The sequence below is a fragment of the Pseudomonas sp. 09C 129 genome (assembly GCF_002843625.1).
Classification (GTDB): domain Bacteria; phylum Pseudomonadota; class Gammaproteobacteria; order Pseudomonadales; family Pseudomonadaceae; genus Aquipseudomonas; species Aquipseudomonas chlororaphis.
On the sequence record NZ_CP025261.1, the window covers coordinates 764462 to 781472 of the forward strand.

The window sequence follows — 17011 nt, forward strand, 5'->3', positions numbered from 1 at the left end:
GTGGTTACAGGGGAACGCGGTTTCTGTAGCCGCTGGCGTAGCCTGCGCTCGGCGGCGCAGCCGTCGTAAACCGGCGTATGCGATGTGTCTGGCGGAATGTGACGGCGGGTTTGCGTTCGCTGCACAGCCCATCCTGGGCTCGGCAGCGAGGGTACAGGTCAGGCCTGGGGATGGCCCGAGGTGAGGAACTTGCTGAGGAATTGCCGGGTGCGTTCTTCCCTGGGGTTGGCGAACAGCGCCTTGGCTTCGCCCTGTTCGACGATCACCCCCTTGTCGAAGAAGATCACCCGGTTGGCCACGTCGCGGGCGAAGCCCATTTCGTGGGTGACGATGACCATGGTGCGCTTTTCTTCGGCCAGGCCGCGGATGGTCGCCAGCACTTCGCCCACCAGCTCCGGGTCGAGGGCCGAGGTCGGTTCGTCGAACAGGATCACCTCCGGCTCCATCGCCAGCGCCCGGGCAATCGCCACGCGCTGTTGCTGGCCGCCGGAGAGGCGCCGCGGATAGGCGTCTTCCTTGCCCGCCAGGCCGACCTTGGCCAATAGTCCGCGGCCCAGGGCCAGTGCCTGCTCGCGGGGCGTCTTCTTCACCACCAGCGGGCCTTCGATGACGTTTTCCAACGCGGTGCGATGGGGGAACAGGTTGAAGTTCTGGAACACGAAACCCACCTGCTGGCGCAGTTGCCGCACCAGGCCCTGCTGCTGGGTCAGCGGGCGGCTGCCATCGATCTCGATGTTGCCGACCTTGATCCGGCCGCTGGTAGGTTCTTCGAGGAAATTCAGGCAGCGCAAAAAGGTGGTCTTGCCCGAGCCGCTGGGGCCGATGATGGCGACCACCTCGCCTTCCGCCACCGTCAGGTCGATGCCATTGAGGACGGTCTGACCCTTGAACTGCTTCGTCAGTTTTTCAACCACAATCATGGGTTCAGGACTCCTGGTCGTGCCGATTGACCCGCTCTTCCAGTCGGTTCTGCAGGTGCGCCAGCACGCTGGCCAGAACCCAGTAGATCAGTGCGGCGGCAAGATACATGGTGAAGACTTCGAAGGTCCGGGCGGTGATCAGCTGTGCCTGGCGGAACAGTTCTGGGACCTGGATGGTGGCGGCCAGGGCCGTGTCCTTGACCAGCGAGATAAAGCTGTTGCCCAGGGGCGGCAGGGCCGTGCGCATGGCTTGCGGCAGGATCGCCCGGCGCAGGGTCTGGGCCCGGGTCATGCCAATGCTGGCCGCCGCTTCCCACTGCCCGCGCTCGATGGAGCCGATGGCCGCGCGCAGGATCTCGCAGGCGTAGGCCGCCATGTTCAACGAGAAACCGATCAGCGCCGCCGGCAATGGGTCAAGCTCGATACCCAGCTGCGGCAGGCCGTAATAGATCACGAACAGTTGCACCAGCAACGGCGTGCCGCGAAAGAACGACACATAGACGCGGGCGATCCAGCTCAGCAGCTTGAAGCGCGACAGGCGCATCAGCGCCAGGGCGAACCCCAGCGCCAATCCGAAGAACATGCCGCCGAGGCTGAGGATGACCGTGAAATACGCGCCCTTGAGCAGGAAGGGCGCGGAGTTCAGCAACAGCTGCGTGGTTTCGGCGATTTGCTGGCTCAACTGCGGGAAAGACAGTTCGAACTGAAAACCTGCTTCCATTATTGAGTGACGTCAGCGTTGAAGTATTTTTCCGAGAGCTTTTTCAGCGTGCCGTCGGCGCGCAGTTCCTCGATCGCCTTGTTCACCGCGGCCAGCAGTTCGGGTTCGCCTTTGCGCAGGGCCACGCCGGCTTCCTGGCGGGAGAAGGGCTCGCCGGAAACGGCCAGGGTGTCGTTGGTTTTCTTGATCAGCTCGAAGGCGGCCAGGCGGTCCACCAGGATCGCGTCGATACGGCCTACGCGCAGGTCCTGGTACTTGGTCGGATCGTCGTCGTAGGTCTTGATGATGGCTTGCGGCACGTTGTCCTTGAGCCATTGTTCGTAGTTGGTGCCCAGGCCGACACCGACCTTGTGCCCGGCCAGATCGGCGGCGGTCTTGAACTTGCCTTCGTTCTTCTTCTGGGTCAGGGCCTGGATGCCGGAAACGGTGTAGGGGGTGGAGAAGTCGTATTTTTTCTTGCGCTCATCGGAGATGGTCACCTGGTTGATCACCGCGTCCAGGCGCTTGGACTCCAGGGCGGCGAGGATGCCGTCCCACTTGGTCGGCTGCAGTTTGACCTTCACGCCCAGCTTCTGCGCCAGGGCTTCGGAGAACTCGACTTCGAAGCCGGCCAGCTTGCCGCTTTCGTCGACGTAGCTGAACGGTGGATAAGTACCTTCCAGGCCGACGTTGATGGTGCCGGCGTCCTTGATCTTCTGCAGTTGCTCACCGGCAACCGCTTGCCCCAGCAACCCGGCACCGAGGGCCAGACCCAGCGAGCCAATGAGGATATTTCGACGTAGTGCGGAAAAAATCATGACAAGCCCCTGTGTTTTCTTATGCAGATGCGGTTGGGAGATGCAGGTCAATCGGTGAGCGGGAACGAGCGCCTTATCCTGCACTAAATGCAGCGTATGCGTCTCGCGGCAAATTCGCCTGCGGCGCGACTATAAGTGGCTGCTTATAGATGTAAAAATAATATAAATTCACATTGTTATGCTTTTTTTAAATATACGTTCTCAACCCTCTGTAGCCGCTGCCGCAGGCTGCGATCGTTTTGGGCGGCATTCCGACGTAGCAGGCGCAAATCCGGCGAACGCGTCTTTTCTGATGCGCCGCATGCGCAGGTTTTACGACGGCTGCGCCGCCGATCGCAGCCTGCGGCAGCGGCTACAGGTCAGTATTCAGGCAAACGAACCGGCATAAGCGAACAGCGCCGGCGCGCCGCCGGTATGCAGGAAGATGATCGGGCCGTCGTCGAAGCGCTGGCGGCCGATGCCGTCGAGCAGGCCGGCCATGGCCTTGCCGGTGTAGACCGGGTCCAGCAGCAGGCCTTCCTGGCTTGCCAGCAGTTTCACCGCGGCCAGGGTGCCGGCATTCGGTTCGCCATAACGCGGGGCGAAATATTCGTCCCACAACTCCACCTTGAAGCTCTCCGGCAACGTCACCCCGAGCAATTCGGCGGTGCGCTCGGCCAGGCCCTGGACCTTCGGCCGTTGCGCTTCGTCGGTGCGCGACACGGTGACGCCGATCACCGGCAACTGCGGCAACACTTCGCTCAAGGCCAGGGCCAGGCCGCTGTGGGTGCCGGCGCTGCCCGAGGCCAGCACCACGGCGGCGAAGTCGAGCCCGCTGTTGTTGATCTGCTCCGCCAGCTCCAGGCCGGCGCGCACGTAACCCAGCGCGCCGAGGGCATTGGAGCCGCCAATCGGCACCAGGTACGGCTGCTTGCCGCTGCTGCGCAGGCGCTCGGCCAGGGCCTGCAACTGCTCGTCGGCGTTGTCCAGGTTCTCCACCAGCTCGACCTTGGCGTCGAACAGGTCGAGCAGCAGGCGGTTGCCGTTGCCCAGGTAATTGCTGTCATCGGTGCCGATGGGGTTTTCCAGCAAGGCGACGCAACCCAGGCCGAGCCTGGCGGCCAGGGCCGCGGTCTGGCGTACGTGGTTGGACTGGATGGCGCCCGCGGTGATCAGGGTGTCCGCGCCCTGGGCCAGCGCATCGGCGGCCAGGTATTCGAGTTTGCGCAGCTTGTTGCCGCCCATGGCCAGCGGCGTGGTGTCGTCGCGCTTGACGTAGACATCGCGGCCCAGCCAGGTGGACAGGCGTTCGAGTTTTTCCAGGGCGGTGGCGCCGCCCAGCAGGTCGAGACGGTTAAAACGGTCGAGCTGTCGTTTGATCATGAGGCCGCACAGGTTGTCAGAGGTGTCAGGGACTATAGGCAGCGATATTTACCGGGGCAACCGTCAATCGCTTATGCCAAAAGGTACTTAGGCCAGCACAATTAGTTCTTAATTTGGCCTGGGACGCATACCGTAAAGTGACGTCGTTTACGCGGCCAGACCGTCCGGCCGCCTGAGTGAGGAGTCTTATCGTGAGCGAGCGTTCCAGCCATTGGCAATTGCAGACCATAGTCGGTCAACTGCGTGATGCCCGCGACCAGTGGCGTACCCGCAACGGGCGGGTCAGTGGTGAGCAGGGTGGTCGGGAACTGCCGTCGCGCGCGGCCATGGCCGAGATTCTCGAGGCGCTGTGTGGGGCCTTGTTCCCGATGCGCCTGGGCCCGGTGGACCTGCGCGAAGAAAGCGAGGACTTCTACGTCGGCCACACCCTGGACGCGGCCCTCAATGCGCTGCTCGCCCAGGCTCGCCTGGAGCTGCGTTATGCCGCGCGCCAGAGCGGCGAGGCGGACGAAGACGTCAACGCCAGGGCCATCCGCATCATCCAGGATTTCGCCCTGGCCCTGCCGGGGCTGCGAGTGTTGCTCGATACCGATGTGCTGGCCGCCTACCATGGCGACCCGGCGGCGCGCAGCGTCGATGAAGTGCTGCTGTGCTACCCGGGCATCCTGGCGGTGATCCACCATCGCCTGGCCCACCATCTGTACCGCGCCGGCCTGCCGCTGCTGGCGCGGATCAGCGCGGAAATCGCCCACTCGGCCACCGGAATCGACATTCACCCGGGGGCGCAGATCGGCCGCAGTTTCTTCATCGACCACGGCACCGGTGTGGTGATCGGCGAGACCGCGATCATCGGCGAGCGTGTGCGCATCTACCAGGCCGTGACCCTGGGTGCCAAGCGCTTCCCGGCGGACGAGGACGGCCAGTTGCAGAAGGGCCACCCGCGCCACCCGATCGTCGAGGACGACGTGGTGATCTACGCCGGCGCGACCATCCTCGGGCGCATCACCATCGGCAAGGGCTCGACCATCGGCGGCAATGTCTGGCTGACCCGCAGCGTGCCGGCCGGGTGCAACCTGACCCAGGCCAACCTGCAGCATGACGATGGGTCGCAAAAATAAGCCGAGGTGCTTGCATCATGTAGCCGCTGCCGCGGGCTGCGATCGCCCCGAGAGGGGCGCCGCTCTTGGGTCTTTTGCAGGCCCTGCGGGCCTTGGCGCAGCCTTCGGCAGCGGCTACAGAAATCGGCTTATTTAACGCTGAACGATTCCCTCCGCCACACATCAGACCTTTCTTAAAACCTGCGAAATCAGGCGACCGCCGAGCCCGGCGATTAGTCCTTGCGCGCCTATCCGTGTTTAACTTGAACGCTTGTTCAAGTTAAACCGGCAGCTCGCTGCCCGCTCACAACAGGAGGCTTACCTTTGCTGAGTCCGATCTTTTCAGCCGCGTTTTACCCCCTCGAGGTGCACGCTTGATGAGTGCATCGTCCATTCCCGCCAGCGGCCTGATCCGCATGAATCCGCCGGTGTTCTACTTCGCCGCGAGCTTTATCCTGGCCTTCGGCCTGGTGGTCATTGCCCTGCCGGAACAAGCCGGCGCCTGGCTGCTGGCCGCGCAAAACTGGGCGGCCAATACGGTCGGCTGGTACTACATGCTGGCCATGACCCTGTACCTGATCTTCGTGGTGGTCACCGCCTTGTCCGGCTACGGCAAGATCAAGCTCGGTGCCGACCACGACGAACCGGAATTCAGTTACCTGTCCTGGGCCGGCATGCTGTTCGCCGCCGGGATCAGCATCACGCTGTTCTTCTTCTGCGTGTCGGAACCCCTGACCCACATGCTGCAACCGCCCCAGGGCGAGGCCGGGACCGCGGATGCGGCGCGCCAGGCCATGCAGATTCTCTTCCTGCACTGGGGCCTGCACGGCTGGGGCGTGTTCGCCTTCGTCGGCATGGCCCTGGCGTATTTCGCCTACCGGCATAACCTGCCGCTGGCCCTGCGTTCGGCGCTGTACCCGCTGATCGGCAAGCGCATCAACGGCCCCATCGGCTACGCGGTGGATGGCTTCGGCATCATCGCCACGGTGTTCGGCCTCGGCGCCGACATGGGCTTTGGCGTGCTGCACCTCAACTCCGGCCTGGATTATCTGTTCGGCATCGCCCACACCCAGTGGGTCCAGGTGGGCCTGATCACCCTGATGATGGGCGCGGCGATCATTGTCGCGGTGTCCGGCGTCGACAAGGGCGTGCGGGTGATGTCCGACATCAACATGCTGCTGGCCTGTGCGCTGCTGCTGTTCGTGTTGTTCGCCGGCCCCACCCAGCACCTGCTCAACACCCTGATCCAGAACCTCGGCGATTACCTCGGCGCCTTGCCGACCAAGAGTTTCGACCTCTACGCCTATGACGAGCCCAGCGACTGGCTGGGCGGCTGGACCGTCTTCTACTGGGCCTGGTGGATCGCATGGTCGCCGTTCGTGGGCCTGTTCATCGCGCGGATTTCCCGTGGCCGGACCATCCGTGAATTCGTGTTCGGCGTGTTGCTGATTCCCCTGGGCTTCACCCTGGCCTGGATGTCGATCTTCGGTAACAGCGCCATCGACCAGGTGCTCAACCATGGCATGAGCGCGCTGGGCATGTCGGCCATCGAGAACCCTTCGATGACCCTCTACCTGCTGCTGGAAACCTACCCCTGGAGCAAGACTGTCATCGCCGTGACGGTGTTCATCAGCTTCGTGTTCTTCGTCACCTCGGCCGACTCCGGCACCGTGGTGCTCTCTACCCTGTCGGCCAAGGGCGGCAATGCCGATGAAGACGGGCCGAAATGGCTGCGGGTGTTCTGGGGCGCGATGACCGCACTGGTCACCAGCGCGCTGCTGTTCGCCGGCAGCATCGACTCGCTGAAGTCGGCGGTGGTGCTGACCTCGCTGCCGTTCTCGATGATCCTGCTGCTGATGATGTGGGGGCTGCACAAGGCCTTCTACCTCGAGTCGCAGAAGCAGATCGCCCAGCTGCATTCGCTGGCGCCGGTGTCGTCGTCCTCGCGGCGCGGCAAGGGCGGCTGGCGCCAGCGCCTGAGCCAGGCGGTGCATTTCCCGTCGCGCGACGAGGTGTATCGCTTCCTCGATCAGACGGTGCGCCCGGCCATCGAAGAAGTGACCGCGGTGTTCGTCGAGAAAGGCCTGAACGTGATCACCCAACCGGACCCGGCCAACGACAACGTCAGCCTGGAAATCGGCCATGGCGACCAGCATCCGTTCGTCTACCAGGTGCAGATGCGCGGCTACTTCACCCCGTCCTTCGCCCGTGGCGGCATGGGGCCCAAGGAGATGCGCAACCGGCGTTACTACCGGGCCGAGGTGCACCTGGCCGAGGGTAGCCAGGACTATGACCTGATGGGCTACACCAAGGAGCAGATCATCAACGACATCCTCGACCAGTACGAACGCCATATGCAGTTCCTGCACCTGGTGCGTTGATCGCGGGGCGGTGGCGTTTGTGCCACCGTCATCGCGGGCAAGGACTGGGCGTCCCCCCTGCTCCTACAGAAGACCTCGTGCTTCTGTAGGAGCGAGGCTTGCCCGCGGTCAGGGGCCTCAGGCCCGGCCCAATACCGTGAACAACACCAGCGCCGCCACCGGCACGCCGAACACCACACTGCCGACCGCCAGCTCCGTGCTCAGGGGCTGGCCGGCGTGGACCATCCCCACCGCGCCGTTGATCACCGTCAGCGCCAGCCAGAGTACGACGAAACTGTAGGCCAGGGTCTGGCGGCCGAGGCCGAGCTTTTCGCCGATAAACAGCATCAGCGCCAGGAGAATCAGGCCGAAGCAAGTGATGATCGCGGTGTGCATGATGAAGTCCTCGCGGGCGGAATTCAGGGGTGAGCCCAGGGTCGATGGCGGTTCAAGGCTCCCGACCTAGAGTGTGGTCCAGGGAGTAGCGTCCTGCTCCGCGAAAAGCGAAGGCCGGGAACAGCAGGGTGTTGGACGAAACGGGCGAGTCGGTGGTCGGGGGCATGAGTGTCTCCGCGAATAAGCCGGTGGAAAGCAGCGATGGCCCGGGGAGTGCCCGGGCCATCGGTGCCGTTGTTTCAGCGAACGGCGGGCTTGAGCAGGTCTTCCAGGCCGATGCGGCGAAACATCTCGGCGCGCACCCGGTCGGCCATGGCATTAACGATCTCGGCACCGTCCTGGGACGGGTCGATATGCCGGCGCAACGGCCGGGAGCCGAAGGGCAGGCCGACGATCTCGACGATGGCCTTCGCGACCTCGGTGACATCGGCGTCAGCCGGCTCCAGGGCGGCCAGGCCGTTGAGTGCCTGCTCCGGCACGCCGGCATAGGGGCCCTGGTTGTACTCGGCGGCGCGGGCCTGGTCGGCCGGGGCGCCGGAGTGCGCGAAGTGGTTGGTGCCCTGGGTGAAGGCGCCCGGCACGATGATCGAGGTCTCCACGCCCCAGCGCGCCAGCTCCCCGGCATAGGACACCGCCAGGGAGTCCATCGCCGCCTTGGCCGCGAAGTACGGCGCCAGGTAGGGCGGGGTGCCGCCGCGGGCGCTGCTGGAGGATACCCACAGCACCAGTCCCCGGCCCTGCTTGCGCAGTTGCGGCAGGGCCGCGCGGTTGACCCGCTGGGTGCTCAGTACGTTGATGTCGTAGAGCTGGGCGAACTGTTCGGGGGTGAAGGCTTCGGCGGGGCCGAAGGCCATGTGCCCGGCGTTGTGGATGATCACGTCCAGCCGGCCGCAGTCGGCGACTATCCGGGCGACACCGGCCTCGACCGAGGCGCTGGAGGCGACGTCCAGTTCGACGCTGCGCAAATCGACCCGGTGCTCGTCGGCGTAGCGCCGCACCTCGGCCACCTGAGGCGCATTGCGGCCCAGGGTTTCACGCATGCTGGCGTAGACAATGTGGCCGACGTCGGCGAGGGCGCGGGCGGTCAGGGCGCCAAAACCACTGGAGGCGCCGGTAATCAGGATGACGGATTGCATGGCATTGGTCTCTTCAGGTGAGGGTGGTTTCAGGCACGCCGGGGCAGGCGTTGTTGTACGGCGTGGGACAGCCAGCCGGCGAAGGTGCCCAGGGTTCCAGCACCGCCGAGTTCGGCGAAGCTTTCCAGGGAGGGTTCCAGGTGCGCGGCGAACCAGGCGATCAGGCCGAGGAAGTAGGCGACGATGTTATTCATCACCCGCAGGCTGCGCAGCGACACCACGAGCATCGCCACCACGAACACCACCAGCGGCAGGGCCCAGGGGCCGAGGCTTGGGCTCAGTGCGCCAATGCTCAGCGCCGCGCCCATGCCGACGGCGAGGCCCATCAGCACGCAGCCCAGGTTGACCAGGCCGTCGCGCAGGGTCAGGCCGCGGCTGAAGAACGCCACCCAGCCAACGAACATGGCCCAGACCGGCAGGCTCAGCAGCAGACTGGAGCCCGCCGCCAGCGCGGCGGTGGCGGCGGCCACCGCGGTGAACAGGATGAACATCGGTTTCGTCTGCCCGCCACGGGCGGGTGTCGCGGTGGAGTGATTCATGAGCGTGGCTCCTTCGACTGTGGGTGAGGTGGCTCAGACGAGCCCGCCGTTGGCGCGCAGGACCTGCCCGTTGACCCAGGCCGAATCAGGGCTGACCAGGAAGGACACGACGCGGGAAATATCTTCGGGTTGAGCCAGGCGCTCCAGCGGGGCCATCTTGGCGAAACCCTGGATCTGCTCTTCGCTCTTGCCGTGCAGGAACAGGTCGGTGGCCACCGGGCCAGGTGCCACTGCATTGACGGTGATATTGCGACCGCGCATTTCCTTGGCGAACACCTGGGTCAGGGACTCCACCGCCGCTTTGCTGGCGATGTACACCGCGTAACCCGGCAGGTTCATGCCGACGGTGCTGCTGGAGAAATTGACGATGCGCCCGCCGGCGTTCAGGCGAGTCGCGGCTTCACGCAGGGTGTTGAAGGTGCCGCGAGCGTGGATGTTGAAGTTCTGGTCGAACAGTTCGTCCGTGTGTTGCGCCAGCGGCAGGACCTTGAGGATGCCGGCGTTGTTGATCAACACGTCGACCTTGCCCAGTTGGGTTTCGGTCTCGTCGAACAGGCGGCGCACGTCATCGGCGTTGGCCACGTCGGCCTTGATCGCTATGGCCCGGTGGCCGGCCTGGCGCAGCTCCACCACCAGGGCTGAGGCTTCGCTGGCGCTGTTGGCGTAGTTGATGGCGACGGCGAAGCCTTCGCTGGCCAGTTGCCGGGCGATCACCGCGCCGATGCCGCGGGAGGCGCCGGTCACGATGGCAACTTTCGAAGTCTGGGTAGTCATGGCGAATTTCCTTCTGGGTAACGAGTGATTGGCTGTGGTGTGGAAGCAGATTCACATGTTTACCCAGGGTGATAAATGCGCCAGAGTTGGCTTGACTGTTCAATAATCGCCAACAATCAATGAGCCCTGGAGCCCGTCGTGGATCAAGTCAAAGCGATGAAGGTGTTCGTGCGGATCTACGAGCGCAGCAGCTTCACCCTGGCCGCCGAGGACCTGAACCTGCCGCGCGCCACCCTGACCCATACCCTCAACCAGTTCGAGGCCTGGCTCGGTACCCGCCTGCTGGAACGCAGCACCCGCCGCGTGCGCCCGACTCTCGACGGCGAGGCCTATTACCAGCGCTGCGTACAGCTGCTGGCGGAGCTGGAAGAGGCCGAACTGGCGTTTCGCACGGTGGCGCCGAAGGGGCGTTTGCGGGTCGACCTGCATGGCACCCTGGCCAAGTACTTCGTGATTCCGGCCCTGCCCGAATTCATGGCGCGCTATCCGGAGATCGAGCTGTCCATCAGCGAGGCCGATCGTTTTGTCGACCTGATCGCCGAAGGGGTGGACTGCGTGTTGCGCGCCGGCACCCTGGGCGATTCGTCGCTGATCGGCCGGCGCGTGGCCGGCCTGCAGCAGATCACCTGCGCCAGCCCGGCGTACCTGCGCAAATACGGCGAGCCGAAGAGCCTCGACGAGTTGTCGCGGCACCGGGCGGTGAACTATGTCTCGCGCACCACCGCCAAGCTGTTTCCCTTCGAATTCATGGTCGATGGCGAGCTGCGGGAAGTCGCCATCGAGGGTGCGCTGTCGGTGTTCGGCGCGGAAATCTATGCTGCTTCGGCCGTGGCCGGGCTGGGCATCATCCAATGCCCGCGCTACCGCATGGCACAGCAGATTTCCCAGGGGCTGGTGCAGGAAATCCTCACCGACACGCCGCCACCACCCATGCCGGTTTCCGTGCTGTACCCGCACAACCGTCAGATGTCGCCACGGGTGCGGGTGTTCGTCGACTGGCTGGCGGAGGTTTTCGCCAAGGCGGTCTGAGCAGGGCAGCGCCGGTCATCGCTGCTTTCTGTATTGATTGTCTGGATGTGTATAGTGTGTATTGTTCGCCTTTGACTGTGTACGGTGGCTTTTCGGGACGTATCGAAAGGACACGGCAATGCGCAGTCGGGAACTGATCAGGATGATCGAGGAGGACGGGTGGTATTTGATCGCGGTCAAAGGCAGTCATCACCAATACAAGCATCTGCACAAGCCGGGGCGGGTCACTATTCCCCACCCGGATGCGGATCTGCCCAAGGGCACGATCCACAGCATCTTGAAACAGGCGGGCCTGAAATGAGGCCGGCCTTGAACGAAGAGGTCAACGAGATGAAATTCCCGGTCGTGCTGCACAAGGATGCCGACTCCGGATATGGCGTGATCGTCCCCGATGTGCCGGGCTGTTTTTCCGCCGGCCATACCGCGGCAGAAGCCTTCGAGAATGTGAAAGAGGCCCTGTCGCTGCATTACGAAGGCTTGGTCGCCGATGGTGAACCGCTGCCCCAGGTGCATGAGGTCGACGTGCATATCGACAACCCCGATTACGCCGGTGGCGTGTGGGGCATGATCGAGTTCGACATCACGCCTTACTTCGGCAAGGCGGTGCGCTTCAACGCCACCCTGCCGGAGCAATTGCTGGAACGCATCGACCAGACGGTGAAGCGCGACCAGCGTTACCGCTCGCGTTCGGGCTTTCTCGCGGCTGCCGCTTTACGCGAACTCTCCGCCTAGGCATTGCCCGCCCCCATGGTTCCCATGGGGGCATGCCTGGCCTCTGTCCCTCGATATTTTCCTCTACCACTCAGGCTTTGGAACCCTTTGTTTCGGCCCGGCAGGGTGGCGTTTTAGCGTCTATAAACAACGGGTACAGCGCCTTGTTCGATGCCGTCATTCCTGGTTTTCCAGGCGGTGCAGCACCGCTAGGGCCCTGTGTTTCCTGGGTTTTGTCCGCTGATCCGGCTTCCGGTCGACGGCGTCACTTAGCCGGGGTTTTCATCGGCTGAGCTTCCCCTCCAGCTACGATTTCGTACTGTGGTACGTGGTACGTAATTAAATATTTCGACAGCAATATTTATTCCCTGTTTTCGAACATCCGATTTGGGCAATAGCGCGGTGCCAATGCCACGTTCGAGCGTTCCGCCAGCGGGTGTCAGATCGTTTCTGTCATTGACCACTCCTGCAGTGGCCGCGAGCGCGCCTGGGCGTATGCTGGGCAACTTTCTGGCGTTTGGCTGATTCATATGTTGCAAGGGCGCTGCCCCACACCCATGTGCATTCGCTTAAACCTGGGCGTTCAGGACCAAGAGAGGATTCGATGACTTACCTTGCTGCCGAAAACCGCTACGACTCCATCCCCTACCGCCGCGTCGGACGCAGCGGCCTGGTGCTGCCGGCGCTGTCCCTAGGCCTGTGGCACAACTTCGGCGACAGCACGCCGATCGACACCCAGCGTTCGTTGCTGCGCACCGCCTTCGACCTGGGCATCAACCACTTCGACCTGGCCAACAACTACGGCCCGCCCTATGGCAGCGCCGAGATCAATTTCGGTCGTTTGTTGCGTGAAGACTTCAAGCGGTATCGCGACGAGCTGATCATCTCCAGCAAGGCCGGTTGGGATATGTGGCCCGGTCCGTATGGCCAGGGCGGTGGCTCGCGCAAATACGTGCTGGCCAGCCTCGACCAGAGCCTGCAGCGCCTGGGCCTCGACTATGTGGATATCTTCTATTCCCACCGCTTCGACCCGGACACCCCGCTGGAAGAAACCGCCAGCGCCCTGGCCACCGCGGTGCAGCAGGGCAAGGCGCTGTACATCGGCATCTCGTCCTATTCCGGGGTGAAAACCCGCGAGATCGCGGCCCTGCTCAAGGAATGGAAAGTGCCGCTGCTGATCCACCAGCCGGCCTATAACCTGCTCAACCGCTGGGTGGAAAAGGACCTGTTGGACACCACCGAAGAACTCGGCGCCGGGGTGATTGCCTTCACACCGTTGGCCCAGGGCCTGCTGACCGACAAGTACCTCAATGGCATCCCCGAGGATGCGCGGGTCAATCGTCCGGGCGGTGGTTCGTTGCAAGCCGCGCACCTGTCCGAGGCCAACCTCGCCCATGTGCGCGCCCTCAATGAAATCGCCCAGCGTCGGGGCCAGAGCCTGGCGCAACTGGCCCTGGCCTGGACCCTGCGCGACCCACGGGTGACCTCGGCCCTGATCGGCGCCAGCCGGCCGGAGCAGATCGTCGAGAACGTCGGTGCATTGCAGAACCTGAACTTCAGCGCCGAAGAACTGGCAGAGATCGATCGTTTTGCCCGTGAAGGCGGGATCAATCTGTGGGAGAAGCCTTCAACCGCGGAATAGAACCTGCCGTCATGTTGCAAGGCTGCCGCGGCTTCTGTAGGAGCCAGGCTTGCCGGCGATCGCGGCAGTGTGCTGTGTCAGGCATACCGCTATCGCGAGCAAGCTGCGCTCCTACAGAGCCGGGTTCACACCTCGAGTGGCAGCCAGGGGTTGATAACGATCAACCCGGTGTCGCTGAAGTCCTTGGCGTTACGGGTGGCGATCGCCGCGTCGTGGACGCGGCATATGGCCGCAATTTGCGCATCCACCAGGCTGATCGGACGCCCCAGGCTTTCCCGGTGCGAAATCAGATGGGCGTAGTAAAGAGCCGCCTGGGTCCCGAAGGGCACGATGCGGTCGATGAAGTCTTCCTCGAACATCGCCAGCGCCGACGCATGGAGCATCTGTTTGCGCTTGCCGTGGGGCAGGCGCGCGATGCCGTGAAGAATCTCGGCCATGGTCATGGCGCTGATGTAGAGGTCTTCGACAGGTTGCGCTTCGATCCACAGCAATACCGATGCGTCCGGTTGGGGACGCATCAGTTCCGACAGCACATTAGTGTCGAGCACGATCATTCGCCCAGATCCACCACGCGTGCCGGCTCGGTACGTTCGGGCAGCTCAAGCTTCACTCCGCCGGCCTCGGCAAAGCGTGCCCGGATACGACTGGCCAGGCCTTGGCTGTCGGTTGTTCTGTTCAGGGCGCGGCGCAAAATCAAGCGGGCTTCTTCTTCCATGGAGTGGCCGTTGTGGGCGGCTTCGATGCGCAGGCGCTCTTTGATGTGGTCGTCCAGGTTTCGGATTGTCAGGCTGGCCATGGGTTCCTCCGAATGAAATCAATGCAATCATTGATAGCATAGCCGCGCGTCATCGAGGGTGGGCAACCACTTATCGTTTGGTGACGCCGCAATCACCCGCCAGTCCTGCGTCATAAGCAAGCTGGCGAGTATCGGTTATCGGAAAAACGGCACATCCCCGAGAATCGTCGCGCGGTGCATCACGCGGCGTTGCGGGCGGTAGTCGTCGACCGCGTAGTGCTGGGTCACGCGGTTGTCCCAGAAGGCCACGTCGTTGGCCTGCCAGCGCCAGCGGATGGTGAATTCCGGGCGGGTGGCGTGGGCGAACAGCAGTTTCAGGATGACTTCGCTTTCGCTGTCCGACAGCTCGTTGATCCTGGTGGTGAAGCCTTCGTTGACGAACAGCGACTTGCGCCCGCTGACCGGATGGGTGCGGATCACCGGGTGCGACAGCGGCGGGTTTTTCCGCTTGGCTTCTTCCCAGCGCGCCAGGTCCTGCGGAGTATTGCCGAAGCGTTCCAGGGGGAAGGACTTGATGAACTCGTGAGTCGCGGTCAGGCCTTGCAGCAGGTTTTTCATTGGCTCCGAGAGCGCCTCATAGGCCGCGATGCCGCTGGCCCACAGGGTATCGCCGCCGTATGTCGGCAACAGCTTGGCGCTGAGCACCGCGCCCAGGGCCGGGGTCGGCAGGAAGGTCACGTCGGTGTGCCAGATGGCGTTGTCGCGTACGTCGGTTTGCGCGGTGTCGAGGATCAGTACTTGCGGCTGTTCCGGCACGTTGGGGTAGATCGGATGGATATGCAGGTCGCCAAAGCTCGCCGCGAAGCACGCCTGTTGCTGCGGGTCGATCGGCTGGTCGCGGAAGAACAGCACCTGATGCTGGAGCAGCGCCTGCTCGATGATGTCGCGCTGTTCGCTGGCCAGCGGTTGGCTGATATCGACGCCGCTGATCTGGGCGCCCAGGGCGGAGCTTAAAGGGGTGATGGTCAGGCTCATGTCGTTCTCGAATGGAGCGCCGATTTGCCGGCGTGGTCAGTTCTGTCTGTAAGAAGTCTTGCCCGCTACAGGGTTACCGGGGTTTCAATGGGCCTGGCCATGCCAGGGCACCAGCTTGCGCTGCAGGGCGCGCAGGCCCATTTCCATGGCGAAGGCGATCAGGGCGATGACCAGGATCCCGAGTACCACCACATCGGTGACCAGGAACTGCGCGGCGGACTGCACCATGAACCCCAGGCCGCTGGTGGCGGCGATCAGTTCGGCGGCGACCAGGGTCGACCAGCCCACCCCGAGGCCGATGCGCACGCCGGTGAGGATGTCCGGCAGGGCGCTGGGCAGGATCACATGGCGAATCAGCTGGGCCCGGGTCGCGCCCAGGGACTGTGCGGCACGCAGCCGGGTCGGGTCCACGGTGCGTACGCCGGTGGCGGTGGCGATGGCGATCGGGGCGAAGATCGCCAGGTAGATCAGCAGCACCTTGGACAGCTCGCCGATGCCGCACCAGATGACGATCAGCGGCAGGTAGGCCAGGGGTGGAATCGGCCGGTAGAACTCGATCAGCGGGTCCAGCACACCACGGGCGATACGGTTGTGGCCGATGGCGATGCCCACCGGGATCGCGGTCAGCACGGCAAAACCCAGGGCCAGGCCGATGCGTCCGAGGCTCGCGCCCAGGTGCTGCCACAGGGTGGAATCCATATAGCCGCTGGTCACCAGCAGCCAGCCCTTTTGCAGCACGGCGGAAGGTGGCGGCAGGAACAGCGGTTCGATCAGGCCGCTGGCTGTCACCGCCCACCATAGGGCGAGCAGCACGACCAGGGTCAGCACGCTGATCCAGCGAGTGCTCAGGCTGCGGCGCAGGGGCACCGCGGTGTGCGGGTTAGCGGCTTTGGTCGTGGTGGCCGGGAGGTCGTAGCTGTTCATGCGCGCTCCTGCCGCAAGACGGCACTGCGTTGGGAGAACACCCGGGCCAGCACGTGTTCGCGGGTTTCAATAAAGCGTGGATCGGACTTGATTGCCCGGGCCGATTCGCCGGCCGCGTAACGCCGGCCGAAGTCCAGGCTCAAGCGCTCGACGATTTGCCCCGGGTTGGGGGCCAGCAGGATCAGGTCGGTGGCGAGGAACACCGCTTCCTCGATGTCGTGGGTAATCAGGAACACCGGCTTGGCGGTGCGTTGCCAGACCTGCAGCAACAGCTCCTGCATCTGCTCGCGGGTGAAGGCATCGAGGGCGCCGAAGGGTTCGTCCATCAGCAATACTCGTGGGTCGGCGGCCAGGGCGCGGGCCAGGCCCACACGCTGGCGTTGTCCGCCGGAGAGCTGCCAGATGCGTCGCTTGTCGAAGCCGGCCAGGTCCACCAGCGCGAGCATTTCCCGGGCGCGGGCTTCGCGCGGGTCGCGGGCAATGCCGGCCAGTTCGAGGCCGAAGCCGACATTGGCCAGCACGTCCTGCCAGGGCAGCAGGGCATCGTCCTGGAACACCACGCCGCGTTCGGCGCTCGGACCGGCGACTGGCACGCCGTCCAGGGTGATGCGCCCGGCGCTGGGTTCGACGAAACCGGCGATCAGGTTCAACAGCGAAGTCTTGCCACTGCCGGAAGGGCCGAGGGCGACCAGCAGCTGCTGGGGCCCGAGCGTCAGGGAAATATCCGCCAGCACCGGTTCGGCGGCGCCGGGGTACTGTGCGCTGATGCGCTCCAGTTGTAGCAAAGCCATGACGGCGCGCTCCTTGTTCAAATGCAGCCTTTGTCGAGGTG

19 protein-coding genes are annotated in these 17011 nt (G+C 64.0%); 6 read left to right on the forward strand and 13 right to left on the reverse strand.

Annotated elements, in window-relative coordinates; genetic code table 11:
* Window positions 1-158: 158 nt before the first annotated feature.
* From tcyN to CXQ81_RS03555, 4 genes are all read right to left on the reverse strand, one after another.
* Window positions 159-920 carry an L-cystine ABC transporter ATP-binding protein TcyN gene (gene tcyN / locus CXQ81_RS03540; protein ID WP_007925310.1) on the reverse strand — a complete coding sequence of 254 codons (762 nt, stop codon included), beginning with the start codon at window positions 918-920 and terminating at the stop codon, window positions 159-161.
* Between the two features lie 4 nt (window positions 921-924).
* Window positions 925-1590, reverse strand: a complete 666-nt coding sequence (gene tcyL / locus CXQ81_RS03545; RefSeq protein WP_037005081.1) for a cystine ABC transporter permease — start codon at window positions 1588-1590, stop codon at window positions 925-927.
* Between the two features lie 50 nt (window positions 1591-1640).
* Window positions 1641-2438, reverse strand: a complete 798-nt coding sequence (gene tcyJ, locus CXQ81_RS03550) for a cystine ABC transporter substrate-binding protein (RefSeq protein ID WP_007925306.1) — start codon at window positions 2436-2438, stop codon at window positions 1641-1643.
* Between the two features lie 366 nt (window positions 2439-2804).
* Entirely contained in the window at window positions 2805-3800 is a 996-nt protein-coding gene (locus tag CXQ81_RS03555; protein WP_101336498.1) for a D-cysteine desulfhydrase, read from the reverse strand.
* Between the two features lie 191 nt (window positions 3801-3991).
* On the opposite strand from CXQ81_RS03555, the gene epsC reads away from it, so the two are divergent.
* Together epsC and betT are read left to right on the forward strand one after the other, a co-directional pair.
* A complete protein-coding gene (gene epsC / locus CXQ81_RS03560; RefSeq protein ID WP_053259253.1) occupies window positions 3992-4918 on the forward strand; it encodes a serine O-acetyltransferase EpsC in 927 nt (308 codons plus the stop codon).
* Between the two features lie 395 nt (window positions 4919-5313).
* On the forward strand, window positions 5314-7278 hold the full coding sequence (gene betT, locus CXQ81_RS03565) for a choline transporter BetT (RefSeq protein ID WP_172963077.1): 1965 nt from the start codon (window positions 5314-5316) through the stop codon (window positions 7276-7278).
* A 117-nt stretch (window positions 7279-7395) separates the two neighbouring features.
* Here the strand turns inward: betT and CXQ81_RS03570 are convergent, their stop codons facing one another.
* The 4 genes from CXQ81_RS03570 to CXQ81_RS03585 form a co-directional block, all read right to left on the reverse strand.
* Window positions 7396-7653 (reverse strand): hypothetical protein, encoded by a 258-nt coding sequence (locus CXQ81_RS03570; protein WP_053259255.1) that lies wholly within the window; start codon window positions 7651-7653, stop codon window positions 7396-7398.
* A 239-nt stretch (window positions 7654-7892) separates the two neighbouring features.
* Window positions 7893-8789: an SDR family oxidoreductase gene (locus CXQ81_RS03575; protein ID WP_101336499.1), complete on the reverse strand. Its 897-nt coding sequence runs from the start codon at window positions 8787-8789 to the stop codon at window positions 7893-7895.
* Between the two features lie 29 nt (window positions 8790-8818).
* A complete protein-coding gene (locus CXQ81_RS03580) occupies window positions 8819-9328 on the reverse strand; it encodes a DUF1097 domain-containing protein (protein WP_101336500.1) in 510 nt (169 codons plus the stop codon).
* Window positions 9329-9361: 33 nt separating this feature from the next.
* A complete protein-coding gene (locus CXQ81_RS03585) occupies window positions 9362-10102 on the reverse strand; it encodes an SDR family oxidoreductase (protein ID WP_101336501.1) in 741 nt (246 codons plus the stop codon).
* A 138-nt stretch (window positions 10103-10240) separates the two neighbouring features.
* Between CXQ81_RS03585 and CXQ81_RS03590 the strand changes: the two genes are divergently transcribed.
* The 4 genes from CXQ81_RS03590 (at window position 10241) to mgrA (ending at window position 13484) form a co-directional block, all read left to right on the forward strand.
* On the forward strand, window positions 10241-11131 hold the full coding sequence (locus tag CXQ81_RS03590; protein WP_101336502.1) for a LysR family transcriptional regulator: 891 nt from the start codon (window positions 10241-10243) through the stop codon (window positions 11129-11131).
* A 118-nt stretch (window positions 11132-11249) separates the two neighbouring features.
* The gene (locus tag CXQ81_RS03595; protein WP_007925285.1) at window positions 11250-11432 is read left to right on the forward strand and encodes a type II toxin-antitoxin system HicA family toxin; all 183 of its coding nucleotides are present in this window, start codon (window positions 11250-11252) and stop codon (window positions 11430-11432) included.
* 29 nt (window positions 11433-11461) lie between these two features.
* A complete protein-coding gene (locus CXQ81_RS03600) occupies window positions 11462-11863 on the forward strand; it encodes a type II toxin-antitoxin system HicB family antitoxin (protein ID WP_009041686.1) in 402 nt (133 codons plus the stop codon).
* A 583-nt stretch (window positions 11864-12446) separates the two neighbouring features.
* A complete protein-coding gene (mgrA, locus tag CXQ81_RS03605; protein ID WP_101336503.1) occupies window positions 12447-13484 on the forward strand; it encodes an L-glyceraldehyde 3-phosphate reductase in 1038 nt (345 codons plus the stop codon).
* A gap of 125 nt (window positions 13485-13609) precedes the next feature.
* On the opposite strand, the gene CXQ81_RS03610 is transcribed toward mgrA, so the two are convergent.
* The 5 genes from CXQ81_RS03610 to tauB form a co-directional block, all read right to left on the reverse strand.
* The gene (locus CXQ81_RS03610; RefSeq protein WP_062824000.1) at window positions 13610-14038 is read right to left on the reverse strand and encodes a type II toxin-antitoxin system VapC family toxin; all 429 of its coding nucleotides are present in this window, start codon (window positions 14036-14038) and stop codon (window positions 13610-13612) included.
* Window positions 14035-14280 (reverse strand): hypothetical protein, encoded by a 246-nt coding sequence (locus CXQ81_RS03615; protein ID WP_062823999.1) that lies wholly within the window; start codon window positions 14278-14280, stop codon window positions 14035-14037. The genes CXQ81_RS03610 and CXQ81_RS03615 overlap by 4 nt, the downstream gene beginning before the upstream one ends.
* A gap of 135 nt (window positions 14281-14415) precedes the next feature.
* Window positions 14416-15255, reverse strand: coding sequence for a taurine dioxygenase (gene tauD / locus CXQ81_RS03620; RefSeq protein ID WP_101336504.1), 840 nt, complete (start codon window positions 15253-15255; stop codon window positions 14416-14418).
* 84 nt (window positions 15256-15339) lie between these two features.
* Window positions 15340-16179: a taurine ABC transporter permease TauC gene (gene tauC / locus CXQ81_RS03625; protein ID WP_101336505.1), complete on the reverse strand. Its 840-nt coding sequence runs from the start codon at window positions 16177-16179 to the stop codon at window positions 15340-15342.
* On the reverse strand, window positions 16176-16970 hold the full coding sequence (gene tauB / locus CXQ81_RS03630; RefSeq protein ID WP_101336506.1) for a taurine ABC transporter ATP-binding subunit: 795 nt from the start codon (window positions 16968-16970) through the stop codon (window positions 16176-16178). The genes tauC and tauB overlap by 4 nt, the downstream gene beginning before the upstream one ends.
* Window positions 16971-17011 lie beyond the last annotated feature (41 nt).

Excerpts from the sequence above, each read along its gene's own strand:
- tcyJ (WP_007925306.1), bottom strand. The coding sequence starts at position 2,438 with ATGATTTTTTCCGCACTACGTCGAAATATCCTCATTGGCTCGCTGGGT.
- tauD (WP_101336504.1), bottom strand. The coding sequence starts at position 15,255 with ATGAGCCTGACCATCACCCCTTTAAGCTCCGCCCTGGGCGCCCAGATC.
- CXQ81_RS03595 (WP_007925285.1), top strand. The coding sequence starts at position 11,250 with ATGCGCAGTCGGGAACTGATCAGGATGATCGAGGAGGACGGGTGGTAT.
- CXQ81_RS03555 (WP_101336498.1), bottom strand. The coding sequence starts at position 3,800 with ATGATCAAACGACAGCTCGACCGTTTTAACCGTCTCGACCTGCTGGGC.
- tauB (WP_101336506.1), bottom strand. The coding sequence starts at position 16,970 with ATGGCTTTGCTACAACTGGAGCGCATCAGCGCACAGTACCCCGGCGCC.
- CXQ81_RS03615 (WP_062823999.1), bottom strand. The coding sequence starts at position 14,280 with ATGGCCAGCCTGACAATCCGAAACCTGGACGACCACATCAAAGAGCGC.
- tcyN (WP_007925310.1), bottom strand. The coding sequence starts at position 920 with ATGATTGTGGTTGAAAAACTGACGAAGCAGTTCAAGGGTCAGACCGTC.
- CXQ81_RS03570 (WP_053259255.1), bottom strand. The coding sequence starts at position 7,653 with ATGCACACCGCGATCATCACTTGCTTCGGCCTGATTCTCCTGGCGCTG.
- CXQ81_RS03580 (WP_101336500.1), bottom strand. The coding sequence starts at position 9,328 with ATGAATCACTCCACCGCGACACCCGCCCGTGGCGGGCAGACGAAACCG.
- CXQ81_RS03575 (WP_101336499.1), bottom strand. The coding sequence starts at position 8,789 with ATGCAATCCGTCATCCTGATTACCGGCGCCTCCAGTGGTTTTGGCGCC.
- CXQ81_RS03600 (WP_009041686.1), top strand. The coding sequence starts at position 11,462 with ATGAAATTCCCGGTCGTGCTGCACAAGGATGCCGACTCCGGATATGGC.
- mgrA (WP_101336503.1), top strand. The coding sequence starts at position 12,447 with ATGACTTACCTTGCTGCCGAAAACCGCTACGACTCCATCCCCTACCGC.
- CXQ81_RS03610 (WP_062824000.1), bottom strand. The coding sequence starts at position 14,038 with ATGATCGTGCTCGACACTAATGTGCTGTCGGAACTGATGCGTCCCCAA.
- betT (WP_172963077.1), top strand. The coding sequence starts at position 5,314 with ATGAATCCGCCGGTGTTCTACTTCGCCGCGAGCTTTATCCTGGCCTTC.
- CXQ81_RS03585 (WP_101336501.1), bottom strand. The coding sequence starts at position 10,102 with ATGACTACCCAGACTTCGAAAGTTGCCATCGTGACCGGCGCCTCCCGC.
- tauC (WP_101336505.1), bottom strand. The coding sequence starts at position 16,179 with ATGAACAGCTACGACCTCCCGGCCACCACGACCAAAGCCGCTAACCCG.